General features: G+C 33.3%; 15 protein-coding genes. 4 read left to right on the top strand and 11 right to left on the bottom strand.

Annotated features, from left to right (window positions below; translation table 11 throughout):
* Nucleotides 1–120: 120 nt before the first annotated feature.
* Nucleotides 121–1,173, bottom strand: a complete 1,053-nt coding sequence (locus R8749_RS02540) for a tyrosine-protein phosphatase (protein ID WP_317697759.1) — start codon at nucleotides 1,171–1,173, stop codon at nucleotides 121–123.
* A 13-nt stretch (nucleotides 1,174–1,186) separates the two neighbouring features.
* The gene (locus R8749_RS02535) at nucleotides 1,187–1,660 is read right to left on the bottom strand and encodes a GNAT family N-acetyltransferase (RefSeq protein ID WP_317697757.1); all 474 of its coding nucleotides are present in this window, start codon (nucleotides 1,658–1,660) and stop codon (nucleotides 1,187–1,189) included.
* Nucleotides 1,661–2,095: 435 nt separating this feature from the next.
* Here R8749_RS02535 and R8749_RS02530 point away from each other — a divergent pair, with 435 nt between their 5' ends.
* The gene (locus R8749_RS02530) at nucleotides 2,096–2,839 is read left to right on the top strand and encodes a potassium channel family protein (protein ID WP_317697754.1); all 744 of its coding nucleotides are present in this window, start codon (nucleotides 2,096–2,098) and stop codon (nucleotides 2,837–2,839) included.
* A gap of 186 nt (nucleotides 2,840–3,025) precedes the next feature.
* Here R8749_RS02530 and R8749_RS02525 read toward each other — a convergent pair whose 3' ends face one another.
* The 4 genes from R8749_RS02525 to R8749_RS02510 are packed head-to-tail and all read right to left on the bottom strand — an operon-like array spanning nucleotide 3,026 to nucleotide 6,741.
* A complete protein-coding gene (locus tag R8749_RS02525; protein ID WP_317697752.1) occupies nucleotides 3,026–4,195 on the bottom strand; it encodes a pyridoxal phosphate-dependent aminotransferase in 1,170 nt (389 codons plus the stop codon).
* A gap of 18 nt (nucleotides 4,196–4,213) precedes the next feature.
* Nucleotides 4,214–4,990, bottom strand: a complete 777-nt coding sequence (locus R8749_RS02520) for a carbon-nitrogen family hydrolase (protein WP_317697749.1) — start codon at nucleotides 4,988–4,990, stop codon at nucleotides 4,214–4,216.
* A 48-nt stretch (nucleotides 4,991–5,038) separates the two neighbouring features.
* The gene (locus R8749_RS02515) at nucleotides 5,039–5,539 is read right to left on the bottom strand and encodes a phosphoribosylanthranilate isomerase (protein WP_317697747.1); all 501 of its coding nucleotides are present in this window, start codon (nucleotides 5,537–5,539) and stop codon (nucleotides 5,039–5,041) included.
* Nucleotides 5,540–5,547: 8 nt separating this feature from the next.
* A complete protein-coding gene (locus R8749_RS02510; RefSeq protein WP_317697745.1) occupies nucleotides 5,548–6,741 on the bottom strand; it encodes an MFS transporter in 1,194 nt (397 codons plus the stop codon).
* Nucleotides 6,742–6,847: 106 nt separating this feature from the next.
* On the opposite strand from R8749_RS02510, the gene R8749_RS02505 reads away from it, so the two are divergent.
* Together R8749_RS02505 and R8749_RS02500 are read left to right on the top strand one after the other, a co-directional pair.
* Nucleotides 6,848–7,792 carry a nucleoside hydrolase gene (locus R8749_RS02505; RefSeq protein WP_317697743.1) on the top strand — a complete coding sequence of 315 codons (945 nt, stop codon included), beginning with the start codon at nucleotides 6,848–6,850 and terminating at the stop codon, nucleotides 7,790–7,792.
* Nucleotides 7,793–8,054: 262 nt separating this feature from the next.
* A complete protein-coding gene (locus R8749_RS02500; protein ID WP_317697741.1) occupies nucleotides 8,055–8,999 on the top strand; it encodes a nucleoside hydrolase in 945 nt (314 codons plus the stop codon).
* Nucleotides 9,000–9,084: 85 nt separating this feature from the next.
* Here the strand turns inward: R8749_RS02500 and R8749_RS02495 are convergent, their stop codons facing one another.
* Nucleotides 9,085–11,007, bottom strand: coding sequence for a fructose-specific PTS transporter subunit EIIC (locus R8749_RS02495; RefSeq protein WP_317697739.1), 1,923 nt, complete (start codon nucleotides 11,005–11,007; stop codon nucleotides 9,085–9,087).
* Nucleotides 11,008–11,937, bottom strand: coding sequence for a 1-phosphofructokinase (gene pfkB / locus R8749_RS02490; protein ID WP_317697736.1), 930 nt, complete (start codon nucleotides 11,935–11,937; stop codon nucleotides 11,008–11,010).
* 107 nt (nucleotides 11,938–12,044) lie between these two features.
* Here pfkB and R8749_RS02485 point away from each other — a divergent pair, with 107 nt between their 5' ends.
* Nucleotides 12,045–12,797 carry a MurR/RpiR family transcriptional regulator gene (locus R8749_RS02485; RefSeq protein WP_317697733.1) on the top strand — a complete coding sequence of 251 codons (753 nt, stop codon included), beginning with the start codon at nucleotides 12,045–12,047 and terminating at the stop codon, nucleotides 12,795–12,797.
* Between the two features lie 49 nt (nucleotides 12,798–12,846).
* Here the strand turns inward: R8749_RS02485 and R8749_RS02480 are convergent, their stop codons facing one another.
* The 3 genes from R8749_RS02480 to R8749_RS02470 all read right to left on the bottom strand — a co-directional run bounded on the left by R8749_RS02480 (nucleotide 12,847) and on the right by R8749_RS02470 (nucleotide 15,740).
* Nucleotides 12,847–13,578 (bottom strand): DUF975 family protein, encoded by a 732-nt coding sequence (locus R8749_RS02480; protein ID WP_317697731.1) that lies wholly within the window; start codon nucleotides 13,576–13,578, stop codon nucleotides 12,847–12,849.
* A gap of 84 nt (nucleotides 13,579–13,662) precedes the next feature.
* Entirely contained in the window at nucleotides 13,663–14,856 is a 1,194-nt protein-coding gene (locus R8749_RS02475; RefSeq protein ID WP_317697728.1) for a NupC/NupG family nucleoside CNT transporter, read from the bottom strand.
* Nucleotides 14,857–14,963: 107 nt separating this feature from the next.
* The gene (locus R8749_RS02470; RefSeq protein ID WP_317697726.1) at nucleotides 14,964–15,740 is read right to left on the bottom strand and encodes a helix-turn-helix domain-containing protein; all 777 of its coding nucleotides are present in this window, start codon (nucleotides 15,738–15,740) and stop codon (nucleotides 14,964–14,966) included.
* Nucleotides 15,741–15,847: the final 107 nt, after the last annotated feature.

Genomic DNA, 15,847 nt, shown 5'->3' with positions numbered 1-15,847 from the left:
CTCGCAAATTTTGAAAATAATTTTATTAAAAACGAATTAAAATATTGCTTTTAATCTAAAATAAAAATGCTACCTGCAAAATCAGCGATTTTACAAATAGCATCAAAAATTATCACTTTTTTATTTTTCAAGGTACTTATCTTGGAGTCTTTTTATCTCTTCAGCTGTAAAACTGAGATATTTTTTTACATAATCTTCAATTGAAGTTCCCAAAGACTCTAATGCTTTGAATGAAGATTCTAAATACTCTGGTTTGGATAACTGTAAAGATCTTAGATAATTTAGAACCAGTTCATTATCGGTATATTGTTCATAGCTAGCCATTCTCTTAATATTTCGTTCTTTGTTATATTTCTTTGTTAGTAAATAATCCTGCATTATGGTATCTTTGTTAATTCCAAGCAATCTTAACAAGATTACAGCTGCCCAGCCAGTTCGATCTTTGCCTCCCTGGCAGTGAAAAATAAGCGGTCCATCTGAATTTAATACCACTTGTAGAAATAACGCATAGGCCTTTTGAGAAATCGGTTTAACAACCATATCATGCATTTGAACAATCATTTGAGACTGCATTTCTTTTAACTTCTGACGTCCAGTTAAAGTTTCACTTAATTTCTCTAGATCCTGCACCCTTTCTTGATCGTGTTTCTTATTATTAGGAACTTTACTTGCCTCAGCAGCTGCAAAAGCTTTAGGATCAATCGCATAATGATGCTGTTCTCCGATATTTAAATCTGGATTTCGATCAATTTCTTCTGATGAACGAAAATCAACAACAGTATCAACTGACAGTCGCTTCAGATATAGTAAGTCATTTTTATTCAAATGATCTAAGGCATCACTACGATAAAGTACTCCCCATTTAACAAAACCTTTATTCCCTTGATAACCACCGAGATCTCGCAAATTATAAAGAGAGTCTAATCGAACATGTCGCGTAGAACCAAGATAAATATCTTGTTTTAGAGTCAATTTTACAAAGATTCTCATTTCAATGAAACTATCATTCATTTCAAAAGAGCCTTCTTGAAGATTGATTTTTCCAGTATAAATTGCTGTTTGCATTGCGGAATTATCATAGATACTAATCTGAGCTAATCCACTATAATTGACTCCCAGATTTCCCTTAATTTTTTTTTGAGAGCGGATAATTATGATTGAATTTATCTGCAAAAATATTCTCCTTTTATTTTAAAATTTTCTCCATCAGCCAAAAATCATATTTTGATCCATTAGTTACTTGAAGATGCTGATTAATTTTTTTAAATCCTAACTTTTCGTAAAGGTGAATTGCCCGCTTGTTAAAACATGCAACTTCAAGTTTCAGATTAACAAGATCTGGATTATGATCTATAACATCTTCGATAATAGCCTGCACAAAACCTGTGCCGTTTCCTTTTCCTGTCAAGTCCGGTCTCATCCCAAATCCGATTTCAGCGGTAGCTCCTGATTTTTCAACAGTATAAAAACCTATTAGGTCACCATTTTTGTGTACTCCAAAATAATTATTTTTTCTTAATTCAGGAGTAACTATTTCTTCATAATCTTCTGGGTCAGCAGACATATCGTAAAATGAATAGAAAGATGAATACTTCCACTCATCAGCAATTTCAATTGCTTCTTCTTGTCTGAGTAACTGAATAATATATTTATGTTCCATAATGAATTCTGTACCTTTCGCGATTTTCGCAGAAACTTAATTTGTAAATACTAATTATTGGATCAATTCATTTTTGTCGATAAATAAATCTGCTTATTGATTTATAATAAAAAATAGAATCTTAATGGGGATTATATAGATAACGTCTGTTATACACCTTTGGTATTCAAATGAATAAAAAAATTAAATGTTTATTATTCGCCAAAGCATAAGAAGTATTGTTTTGTAATTAATTAAAGAAAGCGACAAATTTATTTTACTGGTGAAAATTTCTATTTGAATATCTCAAATTCAAAATTAAACTGGTAATCAATGCAAATAATTGTCGCTTAATTACGGTAAATAAAACAGACAAATGATCTTTTGTTATTAAGATTATACTATAAATAACCACTATTTGATCGTCTTAATATCAAACTAGAATCAGGAGCTTTTATGCCTAAAAGCAGTAAACAAATTTCAAAATTGTATACAATTTTTATGGCTCTTTTAGCAGTCATTTCAATTGTATTGGTAATTATGGACTATTCATCACTAATAAATATTGAAATAAGTCCTTACACTTATATCGATAACGGAATTGTTGTGATTTTTGCAGTCGACTACTTCACACGATTATTTATGTCCCAGAATAAGTGGAAATTTTTTAAACAAAATATTTTTGATTTACTAGCGATTATTCCATTTAATTCTCTTTTTTCAGTGTTTAGATTAACTAGATTGTTTAGACTTGCGCGTCTTACTAAAGCTTTGCGTTTTGTAAGATTAATTGGATTAACCGGTAAACTGCAAGAATCAGCGAAAAGGTTTTTGAAAACCAATGGTTTGATTTATTTATTAATTATCTGCGGCATAATTCTAATCATTTCGTCAGTTCTTTATTCATTAGCTGAGGATGTATCTTTATCTAACGCATTTTGGTGGGCTATCGCTACGGCAACCACGGTCGGGTATGGGGATATCTCCCCTCATACACCTGTGGGAAGATTTGCTGCAATTATGTTAATGTTTGTCGGAATTGGTTTAATTGGGGCGATAACAAGTGCCATTACGACTTTTTTCACCCAAAATAATGATGATGACAATGCTAGTAAGATCATGCAGAAACTTGAAGAAATTGAAGCGGAAAATAAACAACTTCAAAAAGAAATTGCCAAACTAAATAACCAGAAAGAATAAAATTTATAAAAATCAGAATAAAGAAATCCGTCCCTTTGAAAGATCCCCTTTCTCCTTTTTCTATCAGTTAGCTGTGTAAACAAAAAATGACACTGTTTCTCAAGTCTAACCTATTTGATTACAACATAGTGATCATTATTCACCTAATTGCTTTAAGATTTAAAAATAATACCACAATTCCAACCATCAAAAAAGATTTAGCTTACCGACACGTTCAACTGCTTCTGTCAATCGCTCTTCTGAAACCAAAAGCCCAATTCTAACATAACCTTCGCCAGTCGCACCAAAGCCGTTACATGCAGCAACTGCTACGTTAGCTTTCTCTAATAACAAGTCAGAAAACTGTTCACTAGTATATCCGGCAGGAACTTTCATTAAAGTATAAAAAGTTCCTCCAGCCTTATAAGCTGGCCAATTAATCTTTGCAGCAGCCTTCAATAGTGCATTTCGTCGAGACTCATATCGATCACTAATTTCATGTGCTGCTTTTTGATCACTATTTAAAGCCGCAATCCCTGCTTCTTGAATTGCTGGAAAAACACTGACAAATAGATGATCCTGAATTAAATTAATTGCTTCAATCATATCAGCATTTCCTGCCGCAAAAGCTAATCTCCATCCGGCCATATTATACGTTTTTGAAAAAGAGTAAAATTCAATTCCAACGTCTTTTGCGCCAGCTGTCTGCAAAAAACTGATTGGCTTTTTCCCATCAAAACCAATTGCACCATATGCAAAATCACTAACAATCCCGATCTCGTGTTTTTTAGCATAATCTACAGTTTCTTCATAAAATTCCGATGTTGCTACAGCACCTGTTGGATTATTTGGATAATTTAAATACAATAGCTTAGCATTATCAGCTGTCGCTGGATCTATTTTCGAATAATCCGGCAAAAAATCATTTTCTTCTAATAAAGGAAAAGTTTCTAGTTTAACTTTTGCTAACGCCACACCTGAAAAATAATCAGGATAGCCCGGATCAGGCATTAAAATTGTTTCTCCCGGATTCATCAAAGCAAATGGCAGTTCAACTAGGCCAATTTTTGATCCACCTAAAACCGCAATTTCTTTTTCAGGATCTAATTTAACTCCGTATTCCCGTTCATAAAAATCAGAGCAAGCCTGCTTAAAATTTGGCTGCCCTCGAAATTGGGCATACTTATGAGTTGCTGGATCATTAGCCGCCTTTGAAAGTGCATCAATAATAAATTGAGGCGTTGGCTGATCAGGATTCCCTTGACCCAAATTAATTACGTCGGCTCCACTTGCAACTTTAGCATTAACTTTTTGAACCAAACTAGCAAAAAACTGTTTTGGTAAATTCTGTAAAACTTTAGATTCTGGAAAATTCAATTTTTAACACCACCTTTTTTAATATAATTCTGTTCTTCGATCTTTAAACACAGGAATTTGACCACGTACTTTTTTGACTTCTGATAAATCAATTTCTGTAATCATTAATGTTGGCCTATCATCTGCTTTAGAAATAATTTGGCCTAAAGGATTAATCACCATTGAATCTCCGCCAAATGCATTGTCAGGATCGTTTCCTACTCGATTAACTGCTATTACGTAGGCTTGATTTTCAATCGCCCGCGCTTGTAATAACAACTGCCATTGAGTGATTCGTGCGCTTGGCCACTCAGCACTAACAAAAATTATTTCTGGTCCCTTAGCTGCTTGTTTTCGAAGCCATTCAGGAAAGCGAATATCATAGCAAATTACTCCCATAGCTGACACTTCATCAATGGAAAATAAATTTTCAGTTGAGCCGGCTGTAATATAACGATCTTCTCTCATTAAGCCAAACCGATGGACTTTGTCATATGAACTCATGAGTTTTCCTTCTCGATTGAAAGATAACATTTCGTTATAAAACTTTTGGTCACGTTCAATGGCTACTGAACCACCGACGATATTTATTTTTAACTCTAAAGATAACCTACTTAACAACTTTTTTGTCTGCAATGCATCCTTATCTGCTAAAGTATCTAATTTGTTTAAGGCATAGCCCGTATTCCACATTTCTGGCAACACCACCACATCAGCCATTTTGGCAGCAGCTCTTTCGATAACCGCTTGCACTGTTTTATGGTTTTCTTCTGGATTGCCATATTTCACATCGATTTGAGCTAGAGCAATTCGCAATTTTATCGCCTCCTTCAATTAAAATTATTATGCCAATATTAATGTGATTTATTGGGGTTTGCAAGCTTTATTCAAATAAGCAATTTTAGCAAAATCTTTGTGATTATTGTGATCGGCCCGATAACTGTCTTTTGAAGAAGCTAGATAAATCTTAAGATAGTCAGATAAAGTAGGAATTAAAAAGTTAACTCCCTGAACGGTCTGATTTTGTAAATCTACCAATCGTACCTCAGCGAAATTCGTCAAAGTATCAAGTACTCCATATTCTACTAACAGATTCTTTTTTGAAAATTTGTGTTCATGAGTATTTATCAACTTATAGTCAAGTTTTTTCATGACTAACTGGATTGATTTCCAGTTGTAAATCTGTTTTTCAACTGGAACTGACCAACCTCTTGCATCGCCTGGAACATGAATATCAATATCTTTTGACTGCCAATCTTTATCAGTTAAAAATTCTAATCCCAAAGATCCAATTAATAAGGGAGTGATCTTAATTCCATTTAATTCTTTTGCAATTGTCAAAAATTCTTGAAAATCATTAGCCAAACTCCACCTCACTTTTTTAAAAAAAGATAAACAAAACTTATAACAATAAATGCAATTGCATGCAGATACTGAGGAACGACTACTGGCAAACATGTAATTAATAGACCTCCAACAAAGCTTCCGATAGGAATCATTAAAGAAAGCAGACTCTCATTAATTGTAGTTACTCTTCCAAGAGTCTTGTTGGGAATGATAATTTGAACCAAGGACATAAAAGAAATATTCAGCATACTAGTAAAAGCACTATTTAAAAACAATCCAATCATTGAAATTAAAGGAACTACCGAAATAGCTCCAGCAAATATTAATTGACCGATGCCTGCCCCAATCAATGTTATAAAGATAAAATTATATTGACTAACGTTATCTTTCTTAAAAAATTGCATCCCGAAAGCTCCAACAACCGCACCTACTGAATCGAAGGTCAACAAAAGGCCATAACTTAAAGCGGAGTTTGACAAATAATGACTGGCAAATCTCGGTAAAGTTGCACTCGACATTCCGTAAAAGAAATTAATTACTACTAAAGGTAACAACAATTCCAACAGATCTGGATGAGACTTTAATTCATCCCAACCAATTTTTAACTCAGCCAAATAAGAGGTATTATCAACATTTTCTGATGCATTCCTGCTGACTTTTTTTATTTTGATTAACCGATAACAAAAAAATGCAGCAGCAAAAACAAGTCCTGATAAAACAAAGGTAAAACTCAAATTTAAATACGTAATGATAATTGTTGCTATGGCATCAAGAAAAATATCTAGAGTTTTATAAGTAATCTGAAAAACACTATTAACTTTAATTAATTCGTTTTTAGAAGTTAACTGTGGAAGCATCTTTGATTCAAGGGGATAAATAATTGTGGAAGCTATTGTCACTATCATTAATAAAAATAAAGGAACTATGATCTTCAATCCAAAATTACTTCCTGAGACAAAGAAAATCGCTAAAAGAAGTGTTGCGATCACTTGAATGAAGGTACTTAGCTCTAATAAAAATTTACTTGAAGTCCGATCTAAAAGCGGTCCAATTATAAACGACATTAAATCAATGCTGGTAGTAACTACAAATACCAGAGTTGCCAAAACAGGTGATTTAAAAGTTTCATTAAAATACCAGAGAACCGCCACATAGACGAGACTATCAGAGATATTAGTTAAAACTCTCCCTGTTAATAATCTTATAATGTTTGAATTCATTGAGTCCCCCTGTTTTGAGAAGTATATCAATACTATTTAAATAATTAAAGTTTAATTATTTAAATAACATTTGATATAATCTATAAAAATAAATGGAGGATCTATTTTGAAAAATTTTTACTTGAATCATGACGGTAACATTGATGATTTTGTTTCTCTACTCTTACTATTACAAATGCCTGAGGTAAATGTAATAGGTGTTGGCGTAACTGACGCCGATGGATATGTTGCTCCGGCAGCTGATGCTTCACGGAAAATGATTGACGTTTTTAAAAAAAGTGATTGCAAAGCAACGGTTGCCCGTTCAAATTCTAGGGCTGTCCATCAATTTCCCAAAGAATGGCGATTGAGTGCTTTTTCATTTAATGATTTTCCTATTTTAAACGAAAAAAGAGAGATCAAGACTCCTTTAGCTGAAAAGCCTGCTCATTTAGATATGATTGATAAAATTATGCAGTCGGAAACTAAAGTGAATTTAGTAATGACTGGGCCTCTGACTGACTTAGCACGGGCTATAGAAGTGAATCCTAAAATTACGGAAAATATTGAACGTTTATATTGGATGGGAGGAGCATTAAACGAAAAAGGAAACGTAAGAGAACCAGAACACGATGGAACTGCTGAATGGAATGCTTACTGGGATCCTTATGCTGTTAAAACCGTCTGGGAATCGGATCTTGATATTGTTCTTGTCGCATTAGACAGTACCAATCAGGTTCCACTAACTGAAGATTTACGTTTCCGTTGGGCAAGTCAGCGTAAATATCCTGCAATTGATTTAATTGGATATGGATATTCTCTGGTCCATTCTTTTGAAGCAGATTCTACATATTATTTATGGGATGTTCTAACAACATTAGTTAGTAATTACCCTGACCTTGTTGATTCTAAAATTTTAAAAACTTCAGTAATAACGGATGGAGCTGGTTCTGGCAGAACTTACTTGGACGAAAAAAATGGTCGTCCTGTCACTTTTGTTACCAGCGTTAACGCTGAGGCTTTTTACGATAAAATCGACGAATTAGCCAAATCTGCTGCGTATAACAATTAAATGGTTCGCAAAATCCCCTTGAAAAAGTGAGAAATCACTCATTTCAAGGGGATTTTCAGTAAAACTAAAAGATCAAAAGAAAGTATTACATAGGAGAATGGTTAAATCAATCAGAGTAGATGCGCCTTAAAATGAGGGCAATTAAAATTTTCATAGATAATATCATTTGAATTCATTACATCTCCCTGTTTTGTGAAGTATATCAGGTGTACTATTATAATTAAACTTTAATATAATCTAAAAAAATGACGGAGGGTCTATTTTGAAAAATTTTTACTTGAACCATGACGGTAATATTGATGATTTTGTTTCCCTACTTTTACTATTACAAATGCCTGAGGTAAATGTAATAGGTGTTGGCGTAACTGACGCCGATGGATATATAGACCCAGCATCAGATGCATCACGTAAAATGATTGACATCTTTAAAAAAGCGGACTGCAAATCTGCAGTTGCTCGTTCAAATTCTAGAGCTGTCCATCCATTTCCTAAAGAATGGCGATTAAGTGCTTTTACATTTAACAATTTTCCTATTTTAAACGAAAAAAGAGAAATCAAAACTCCTTTAGCTGAAAAACCTGCTCATTTAGATATGATTGATAAAATTATGCCGTCTCCAAGTAAAGTAACTTTGGTAATGACTGGGCCCTTAACTGATTTAGCCCGTGCACTAGAAGTTAATCCTAAAATTACAGAAAATATTGAACGTCTATATTGGATGGGAGGAGCTATCAACGAAAAAGGAAACGTCAAAGAACCTCAACATGACGGAAGCGCCGAATGGAACGCTTACTGGGATCCTTATGCTGTTAAAGCTGTTTTCAAATCAGATCTTGATATCGTTCTTGTCGCATTAGACAGTACAAATCAGGTACCGTTAACTAATGATTTGCGTTACCACTGGGCAAGTCAACGTAAGTATCCAGCAATTGATTTAATTGGTTTAGGTTATTCTCTCAACCATTCTTATGAAATTAACTCCACAACTTATTTGTGGGATGTTCTAACAACACTGGTCAGCAATTACCCCGAACTAGTAGATTCTAAAATTATTAAAGCATCAGTTATAACAGAAGGCGTTAGCGCTGGCAAAACTTATTTAGACGATGAAAACGGTCGTCCTATTACTTTCGTCACCAGCGTTGATGCTGATGCTTTCTATGATAAAATCGACGAATTAGGAAAATCCGCTGCGTATAATAATTAACAATTTTAATTTTAAAAAACTAGTTAGACTGTAATTAGACTAACTAGTTTTTTATTCCAAATTATTTTTAAATAAATTTTTAATATTAATTTGTTTGAGAAATAAACATTTGATATATTTCATCAACTGTTTGACTATTCTTCAAATCATTGACAAATGAATCATGCATTAATAATTTAGAAACTTGAGAGAGGTAATTCAAATGTTCCTGACTTCCATGTTCTGGAATGAAAAATCCAATAATAATATTGACTGGCTTTTGATCGAAAGTTTTCCACTCAATCGGGTCCTTCAAACGAACCACAAACATTGCAGCTTTTTTTATTGAATCATCTTTTGCATGGGGAATCGCAATCCCTTGTTCCATCCCAGTTGAACCTTCTTGCTCTCTTTTTTCAAACTTGGTTATAATTGCATTTTTATTGTCAGAGAGACCTTCTTTAATTGCTTGGTCTGCTAAAAATTCAAATAATTCTTTTTGATTGTTAACCTCAACATCAAGCTTAATGTTTTCTTTAGATAAAACTTCATCCAAATGTTTATTTGCAGAATTGTTGCTTTTTACATCAATTGCAGATGTATCTCCATTTAATCTATTAGTTGCGGCTTCAACTTTATTTCCTTGACCAATATTTGCTGCTAATGCTAATAAAATCCCAGATATTAAGGCTCCAATTAAAATATAGATCACCCATAAAAATGGCTTATTTACTAATGGTAAAATAATAAATCCACCATGTGGTGCTGGAACAGTGATTCTACTAACATAAGATAAAATCGCAGCAACTGCTGAACCAACCATAAATATAGGAATATTAATTAAAGGATTTTTTGTTGCAAACGGAATTGCTCCTTCTGTAATATGCGTTGATCCTAACAAAAAGTTAACATATCCCGCACTTCTTTCACTAGAACTATAAGCCTTTTTATTAAGCAAAACTGCAAACCCTGTTGCTAATGGGGGAGCGATACAAGCTGCAGAAACTCCAGCCATGAAGTAATAATTACCTTGCGCTAATAGAGTTGTACCTGTAACATATGCTGCTTTATTAATTGGACCTCCCATATCAGCTGCACACATGATACCAACCAAAAGGCCTAATACTATTGGATTGGAGTTTTGCATTCCCTTAAGGAATGACATCATGCTGGTATTAATATTTTTCATCGGTGTTGATAAGAACCACATAATAATACCTGATGAAAATACTCCCAATACTGGAAAAATAAAAATTGCTTTTAAACCGTTTAATGATTTAGGGAGTTTTCTAAATATTTTTTCAAGTAAAACAACAATGTATCCAGCAAGAAAACCACCTAAGATTCCACCTAAAAATCCAGTTCCATTTGTAAAAGCAATCATTCCTGTTGCAAAACCAACTACTAATCCAGTTTGTTGACCAATTGCTTCCGCAATATACGCACATAAAACTGGAACCATTAGATTCATGGTTATTCCGCCGATTGTTTTTAAGATATAGGCAAACGAATTGTATTGAACATTACCTGGAACTGCAGAATAAATTCCCCAAAAGAATGACACTGCTGTCAAAACACCACCTGCGACAACAAGCGGCAGCATATGTGATACACCATTCATTAAATCAACATAAATTGTATGCCAAACGCCATTCCCACTTGTTTGATTAGAAGTGGACATCTTTTCACCAGAGTCTTTACTATGATAAATTGGTACACTGGAATCATTTAAAATTTGATCTATCAATTTATCTGGCTCTTTCATTCCCATTGATACCGAAACATTTATTAATTTTTTACCATCAAATCGATCGATACCAACGGCCTTATCCGCAGCAATAATTATCCCATCAGCGTTATCAATTTCAGACTGAGAAAATTCATTTTCTATCCCTGTTTGTCCATGTGTTTCTACTTTAATAGAAATATTTCTTTTTTTTGCAGCTTCTTCTAAAGCTTCTTGAGCCATGTAAGTATGTGCTATCCCCGTTGGACATCCAGTTACCGCAAGTATTTTATACGTACTCATCTATCCCCTCCTGTGTTTAATCGTAATTTGTTTTTCCAAATCCATAACATCTGTAAAATCAGTTAATCCAGCTTGAAATGCCGTTGAACTTCCAGCGGCAATGCTATAAGACAAATTTGTTCCTAGTGATTTATCACTTATCAAACCTTCAATGAAAGTTCCAAGCATTGTATCCCCTGAACAAGCTGTGTTAACTACTACTCCTTTTGGTGCATTTCCATAAATTGAATGATCCTTATCAACGTAAAGTGCTCCTTTGGAACCTAGTGATAACAAGATCCTTTGAGCTCCTCGATCTATTAACTGCTGACATAAATCATCATATCCTCCTATATCAGGCTCTTCAGTCAAATTAAACCAAGACATCAATTCTTCTTTGTCAGGTTTTAATAAAAAAGGATGAAAGTCTAGAATTTGTGTTACTTCTTGATAACTTGTATCAACAATTAAATTAAAACCTTGTGTTTGTGATAATTTTGCAATTTGGGTCAAGATAGCTGGATCAATGCCCTTGGCAAAACTTCCTGAAATCACTAAATAGTCGCCGCTTTTAATTTCTTTTAATTTATCCATTAATTGATTCAACGTTTCTTGATCAACGGCCGGACCAGGATTAACAATTTTATATTCTTCGTTAGGTTCTAATACTCTAGTAAAAACGTTGATTCTTGTAATACCTGGCGTCCGAAGAAAGTCAGTTTCAATTCCTTTTTCCTTTAAAAAATCAACAATATAATCAAGAGTAAAACCGCCGCCAATTCCAAGAGCACAGTTATTAACTTCTAACATTTTCAAAACTAACGAAACGTTAACCCCTTTTCCATTTGCTTGAACATCGTAACTGTTAGTCCGATTGACAATATTTTTTTCTAAATGCTTTGTTTCGATAAATAAGTCAATCGCTGGATTTAGTGTCAACGTATAAATCATTTTCTACCTCCCTATTTATTTTTATTTTATGGTAAGATTGTTTGAAAAGGTTTACAAAACAACTTAAAATAATTCACAAATAGTGAAAATCCTTTACAATTAAAATAATGAAAAATAATTTAAGTACCTCAGAACAATATCTGTGGGATTATGTCGATCAACATCGAACCCAAATTCCTAACTTATCAATCGTTCAGCTCGGCGAAAAAGCCAACGTTTCCACTGCTACAATTGTGCGCGCAATGAAAAAACGTGGGTATAGTGGTTACACAAATTTCCGGCAAGCAGTAATTCAAGAAAATAACGATATCAACAATTTTCCAAATTTTCGCGATATGAGTCAGAAAATTAAAGAAGTCGTTTTAAAAAATCAAGATGAAGTACTCAAAACAATTCAAAAGATTGATGTGGGTGATATTGAAGACGCAGTTCAAAAAATTAAAGTAGCCAAAAAAATTTACATCTTTGCCCAAGGATTTTCAGAGATGACTGCAAAAGAAATGCAAATTAAACTTCAGCTTTTAAATAAAACTGCTGAATTTCATTCTGATCCAAATATTATTATTCCCATCAGTAAGAGAATCAAACCTCAAGATTTAATTATTTATGTATCTTTAAATGGTGAGACTCAATCATTACTTCAATCTTCTCAGACTGCCCTTAAAAATAATGTATCGACAATTACAATTACTACTAATCCCGATGGAAGCTTAATGGAGTATTCCGAAATTTCTATTGTTGGATATAAACAAAAAAGTTCTTTTTTCCCTGAATTTGAGGTCCATTCAAGACTTCCACTAGAAGTAATCAGCAGAATTCTTCTCGACGCTTATGCGATTAGAATAAAAGACCAGACATAACAAAAAGGCCAACACAACTTAGTGATGACCTTATTAATAACTTTAATTATTATTCTTCTTCGAATGTTACATCTGTTTTTTCAGCTAAATCTTTATAAAAGGCAGCATATGTTCCGTTTTTATAAGGTCTTGTCCAAAACGAGGCAATCCCTAGAGTCATAAATTCAATAATATCCCAGCCTAAAAAACTAAGTTGAAGGACAAACAAACGCCACTTGTTACCTCTCATCATCTCTTTGCTGAGACTGATACACTCAAAGTAACTAATATCTTTATCATAATGATCTTGAACTAAATCCTTAAAGATAAACTGTGCTTGAGAATAAGAATATGATTTAACGATCCCAGGAATAATAAACAATAATCCCCATACGATAGTAAAAATATTTGTTAAAATTTGAATAACCAAAGTTCCCAGAAAATAACGCCTAGTAAACACAGAAAAAACACTTTTTAGTACTTTATTTGGGGCCTCTTTGGTTCGCAGCCAATCCAAAGTTGAGAACATGATTCCAATCCCAATTAAAAATCCGACATAACTTTCAATAAAACTGCTTGCGTTCACAAACATCTGAGGAGCCGAATTTAGATCTAAACTCTTACCTGTGAAACTTATTATAGCTATCATAGCAAAAAAAATTACAAGGACAAATATTCGTAAAAGAATTTCTAAAATAACTGGAATTAAGTTTAATTTAACTGCTGTGCCCCATTTTCCACGATATAAATCTTTTACTTCTCTTTTTAATTCAGAACGAGTTTTTAACTGAATATTATCCAAAACAACTTTTCCTCCAATAGAAATAATAAATACTAATATATAATTTTAAATAAAAAAAATTAATAATCAATAATAGTCTTATTTTTAAAAATATAACCCGACAACCGTTCCAGTTAAAACTGATGCAAGAGTTGCACCAAGAAGTAGTTTTAATGACATTTTTGCAACTTTTGCACCTTGTTTACTACTAATTGATTTAATCGAACCAGTAACAATCCCGATTACACTAAAATTGGCAAACGATACCGTGTAAGCAGAAATAATAGCATAGGCTTTTGGACTTAAAGTTGTTGCCACCTTTTGAATTTCTCCCATTGCAACAAATTCGTTCGTCAAAAGTTTTGTTGCCATTATACTTCCAACATGAGTAATGTCTTTTGACGGAACTCCCATCAAAAAAGCGATTGGCGAAAAGATATAGCCTAAGATTCTCGTAAAACTAATATGTAATATTGCTTGAAAACTATTATCTAAAAAAGTAACTAAAGCAACAAATCCAATCAACATTGCTGCAACTGTGATTGCTAAATTAAATCCGTCTAAAATATAATTGCCTAATACTTGAAAAAATGGCTCCTTTTGAAGATCTTCATCTGGAATCAAAACTTCATTTTCTTGTTCAGAAGTCAATTCGTACGGATTTACGATGCCAGAGATTATCAGCGCCGACAGAATATTTAGAAATACGGCTGTAACAACAAATTTTCCCGGGATTAATTTCATATATGAAGCTAATACTGCTGCTGAAACTGCGCTCATCGCCGAAGCGCAGATTGTGTATAATCTTTTCTCATTTAACTTCGGAATTTGATCTTTAACGGTCAAAAATACTTCTGGTTGTCCTAAAATGGCCGTGGAAACCGCAAAATAACTCTCAAGCTCTCCCATTCCTGCTACCTTATTTAATAACCAGCCTGTCCATTTAATAATAAATGGTAGAACTTTAATGTAATTTAAAATTCCGACTAGAGCTGATATAAAAACAATTGGCATTAACACACTTAGGAAGAAAACCGAAGCTCCTTTTTGGATTACTAATCCACCAAAAACAAAGTTGATCCCGCCTGCTGCCTGATCCATCAACCAACTAAAGAAAGCTGAAATGGCTCCTAGAAAATCAATCCCGCCAGTTGTATTCAAGCATAAAAAAGAAATTATCAGCTGTAAGGCAAACATAATTCCAATATTTTTAAACTTAATATGACGTCGATCACTACTAACTAACCAACCGACAAAAAAGATTAATGCTAAACCTGTTACTAAGAAAACAAAACGCATCCTTTTCTCCTTATCGTTACTCAATAATTTGGCAAATTAATGTGAAGCAAAAAAATTTTCACTGTTTTATATACTATCATAAAGTGGTTTGTTGACGTGTATTTTTATCATTTAATTTTAAATTTAGTAAACGGAAGATTATTTAACTGCTCCCAACTAAGAAATTTATAGCTATCTGATACTTGGGGCCTTTCATTTTTAATTGAAGGTTTTCGGGGAATTTTATACAAATACAAATCTTTACCCTTGATGAAATTGTAATCTAAAGAATCGGGTTCAGTCATCCCTCTAACCCAAATGGTAGATTCAGTATCACAACGACCAAATTTATGATGTCCCGTTACTTCTATTTCTATTCCACTAGGATCTATTCGCTCAACAATACCAGCAATCCGAGCCAAATCAACAAATGGTTTATTAGTTTTAAAATGAATCAAATATTCTATGTCTGCTGGAATGGCCCACTTTTGTCCCGTATGTCGGTTAACAATTGTTTTTGCAGGTCGCTTCATCTTTTCGATTTTTGTAATTTCAATGTCTTTAGGCGTTAATGATGGTTCATCAAAAAACCACAAAAAAAAGATAGTCGTTAAAATTGCACTTGAAATAATGACTGTCAGAAGTCCTCCCCATAACTTCAAACGATGCTTTAACTTTGAGTCAAAGTTTAATTGATTGGTCATCTGTTGATCGCCTTTTAAAAGATAATCGAGCGGTAAATCAAATAATTCACTAATTTTGACGACTTGATCAAGATCAGGATAACTCCGATTATTTTCCCATTTTGAAACTAGTTGACGAGTTACGAAAAAAACTTGCGCCAAGTCTTCTTGAGTTAAGTTTCTTTTTAATCTTTCCTCTTTGATAATATCGCCAATTTTCAATTTTTTTCCTTTCTCAATGCTCTTGCAATAGAATGAAACATTTATGTTTCCATTCATTGCTAGGATTTTAGATTTCTCCTTTTTATATTGAACAAAAGGAGAATCTA

It is taken from the genome of Xylocopilactobacillus apis (assembly GCF_033095965.1).
GTDB lineage: Bacteria > Bacillota > Bacilli > Lactobacillales > Lactobacillaceae > Xylocopilactobacillus > Xylocopilactobacillus apis.
Note: the sequence above shows the minus strand (reverse complement) of the source record. Positions and strands in the feature narration are given on the sequence as shown.

Coding starts and splice junctions, on each gene's coding strand:
- R8749_RS02535 (WP_317697757.1), bottom strand. CDS start 1,660: ATGGAACATAAATATATTATTCAGTTACTCAGACAAGAAGAAGCAATT.
- R8749_RS02530 (WP_317697754.1), top strand. CDS start 2,096: ATGCCTAAAAGCAGTAAACAAATTTCAAAATTGTATACAATTTTTATG.
- R8749_RS02510 (WP_317697745.1), bottom strand. CDS start 6,741: ATGAATTCAAACATTATAAGATTATTAACAGGGAGAGTTTTAACTAAT.
- R8749_RS02495 (WP_317697739.1), bottom strand. CDS start 11,007: ATGAGTACGTATAAAATACTTGCGGTAACTGGATGTCCAACGGGGATA.
- pfkB (WP_317697736.1), bottom strand. CDS start 11,937: ATGATTTATACGTTGACACTAAATCCAGCGATTGACTTATTTATCGAA.
- R8749_RS02485 (WP_317697733.1), top strand. CDS start 12,045: ATGAAAAATAATTTAAGTACCTCAGAACAATATCTGTGGGATTATGTC.
- R8749_RS02475 (WP_317697728.1), bottom strand. CDS start 14,856: ATGCGTTTTGTTTTCTTAGTAACAGGTTTAGCATTAATCTTTTTTGTC.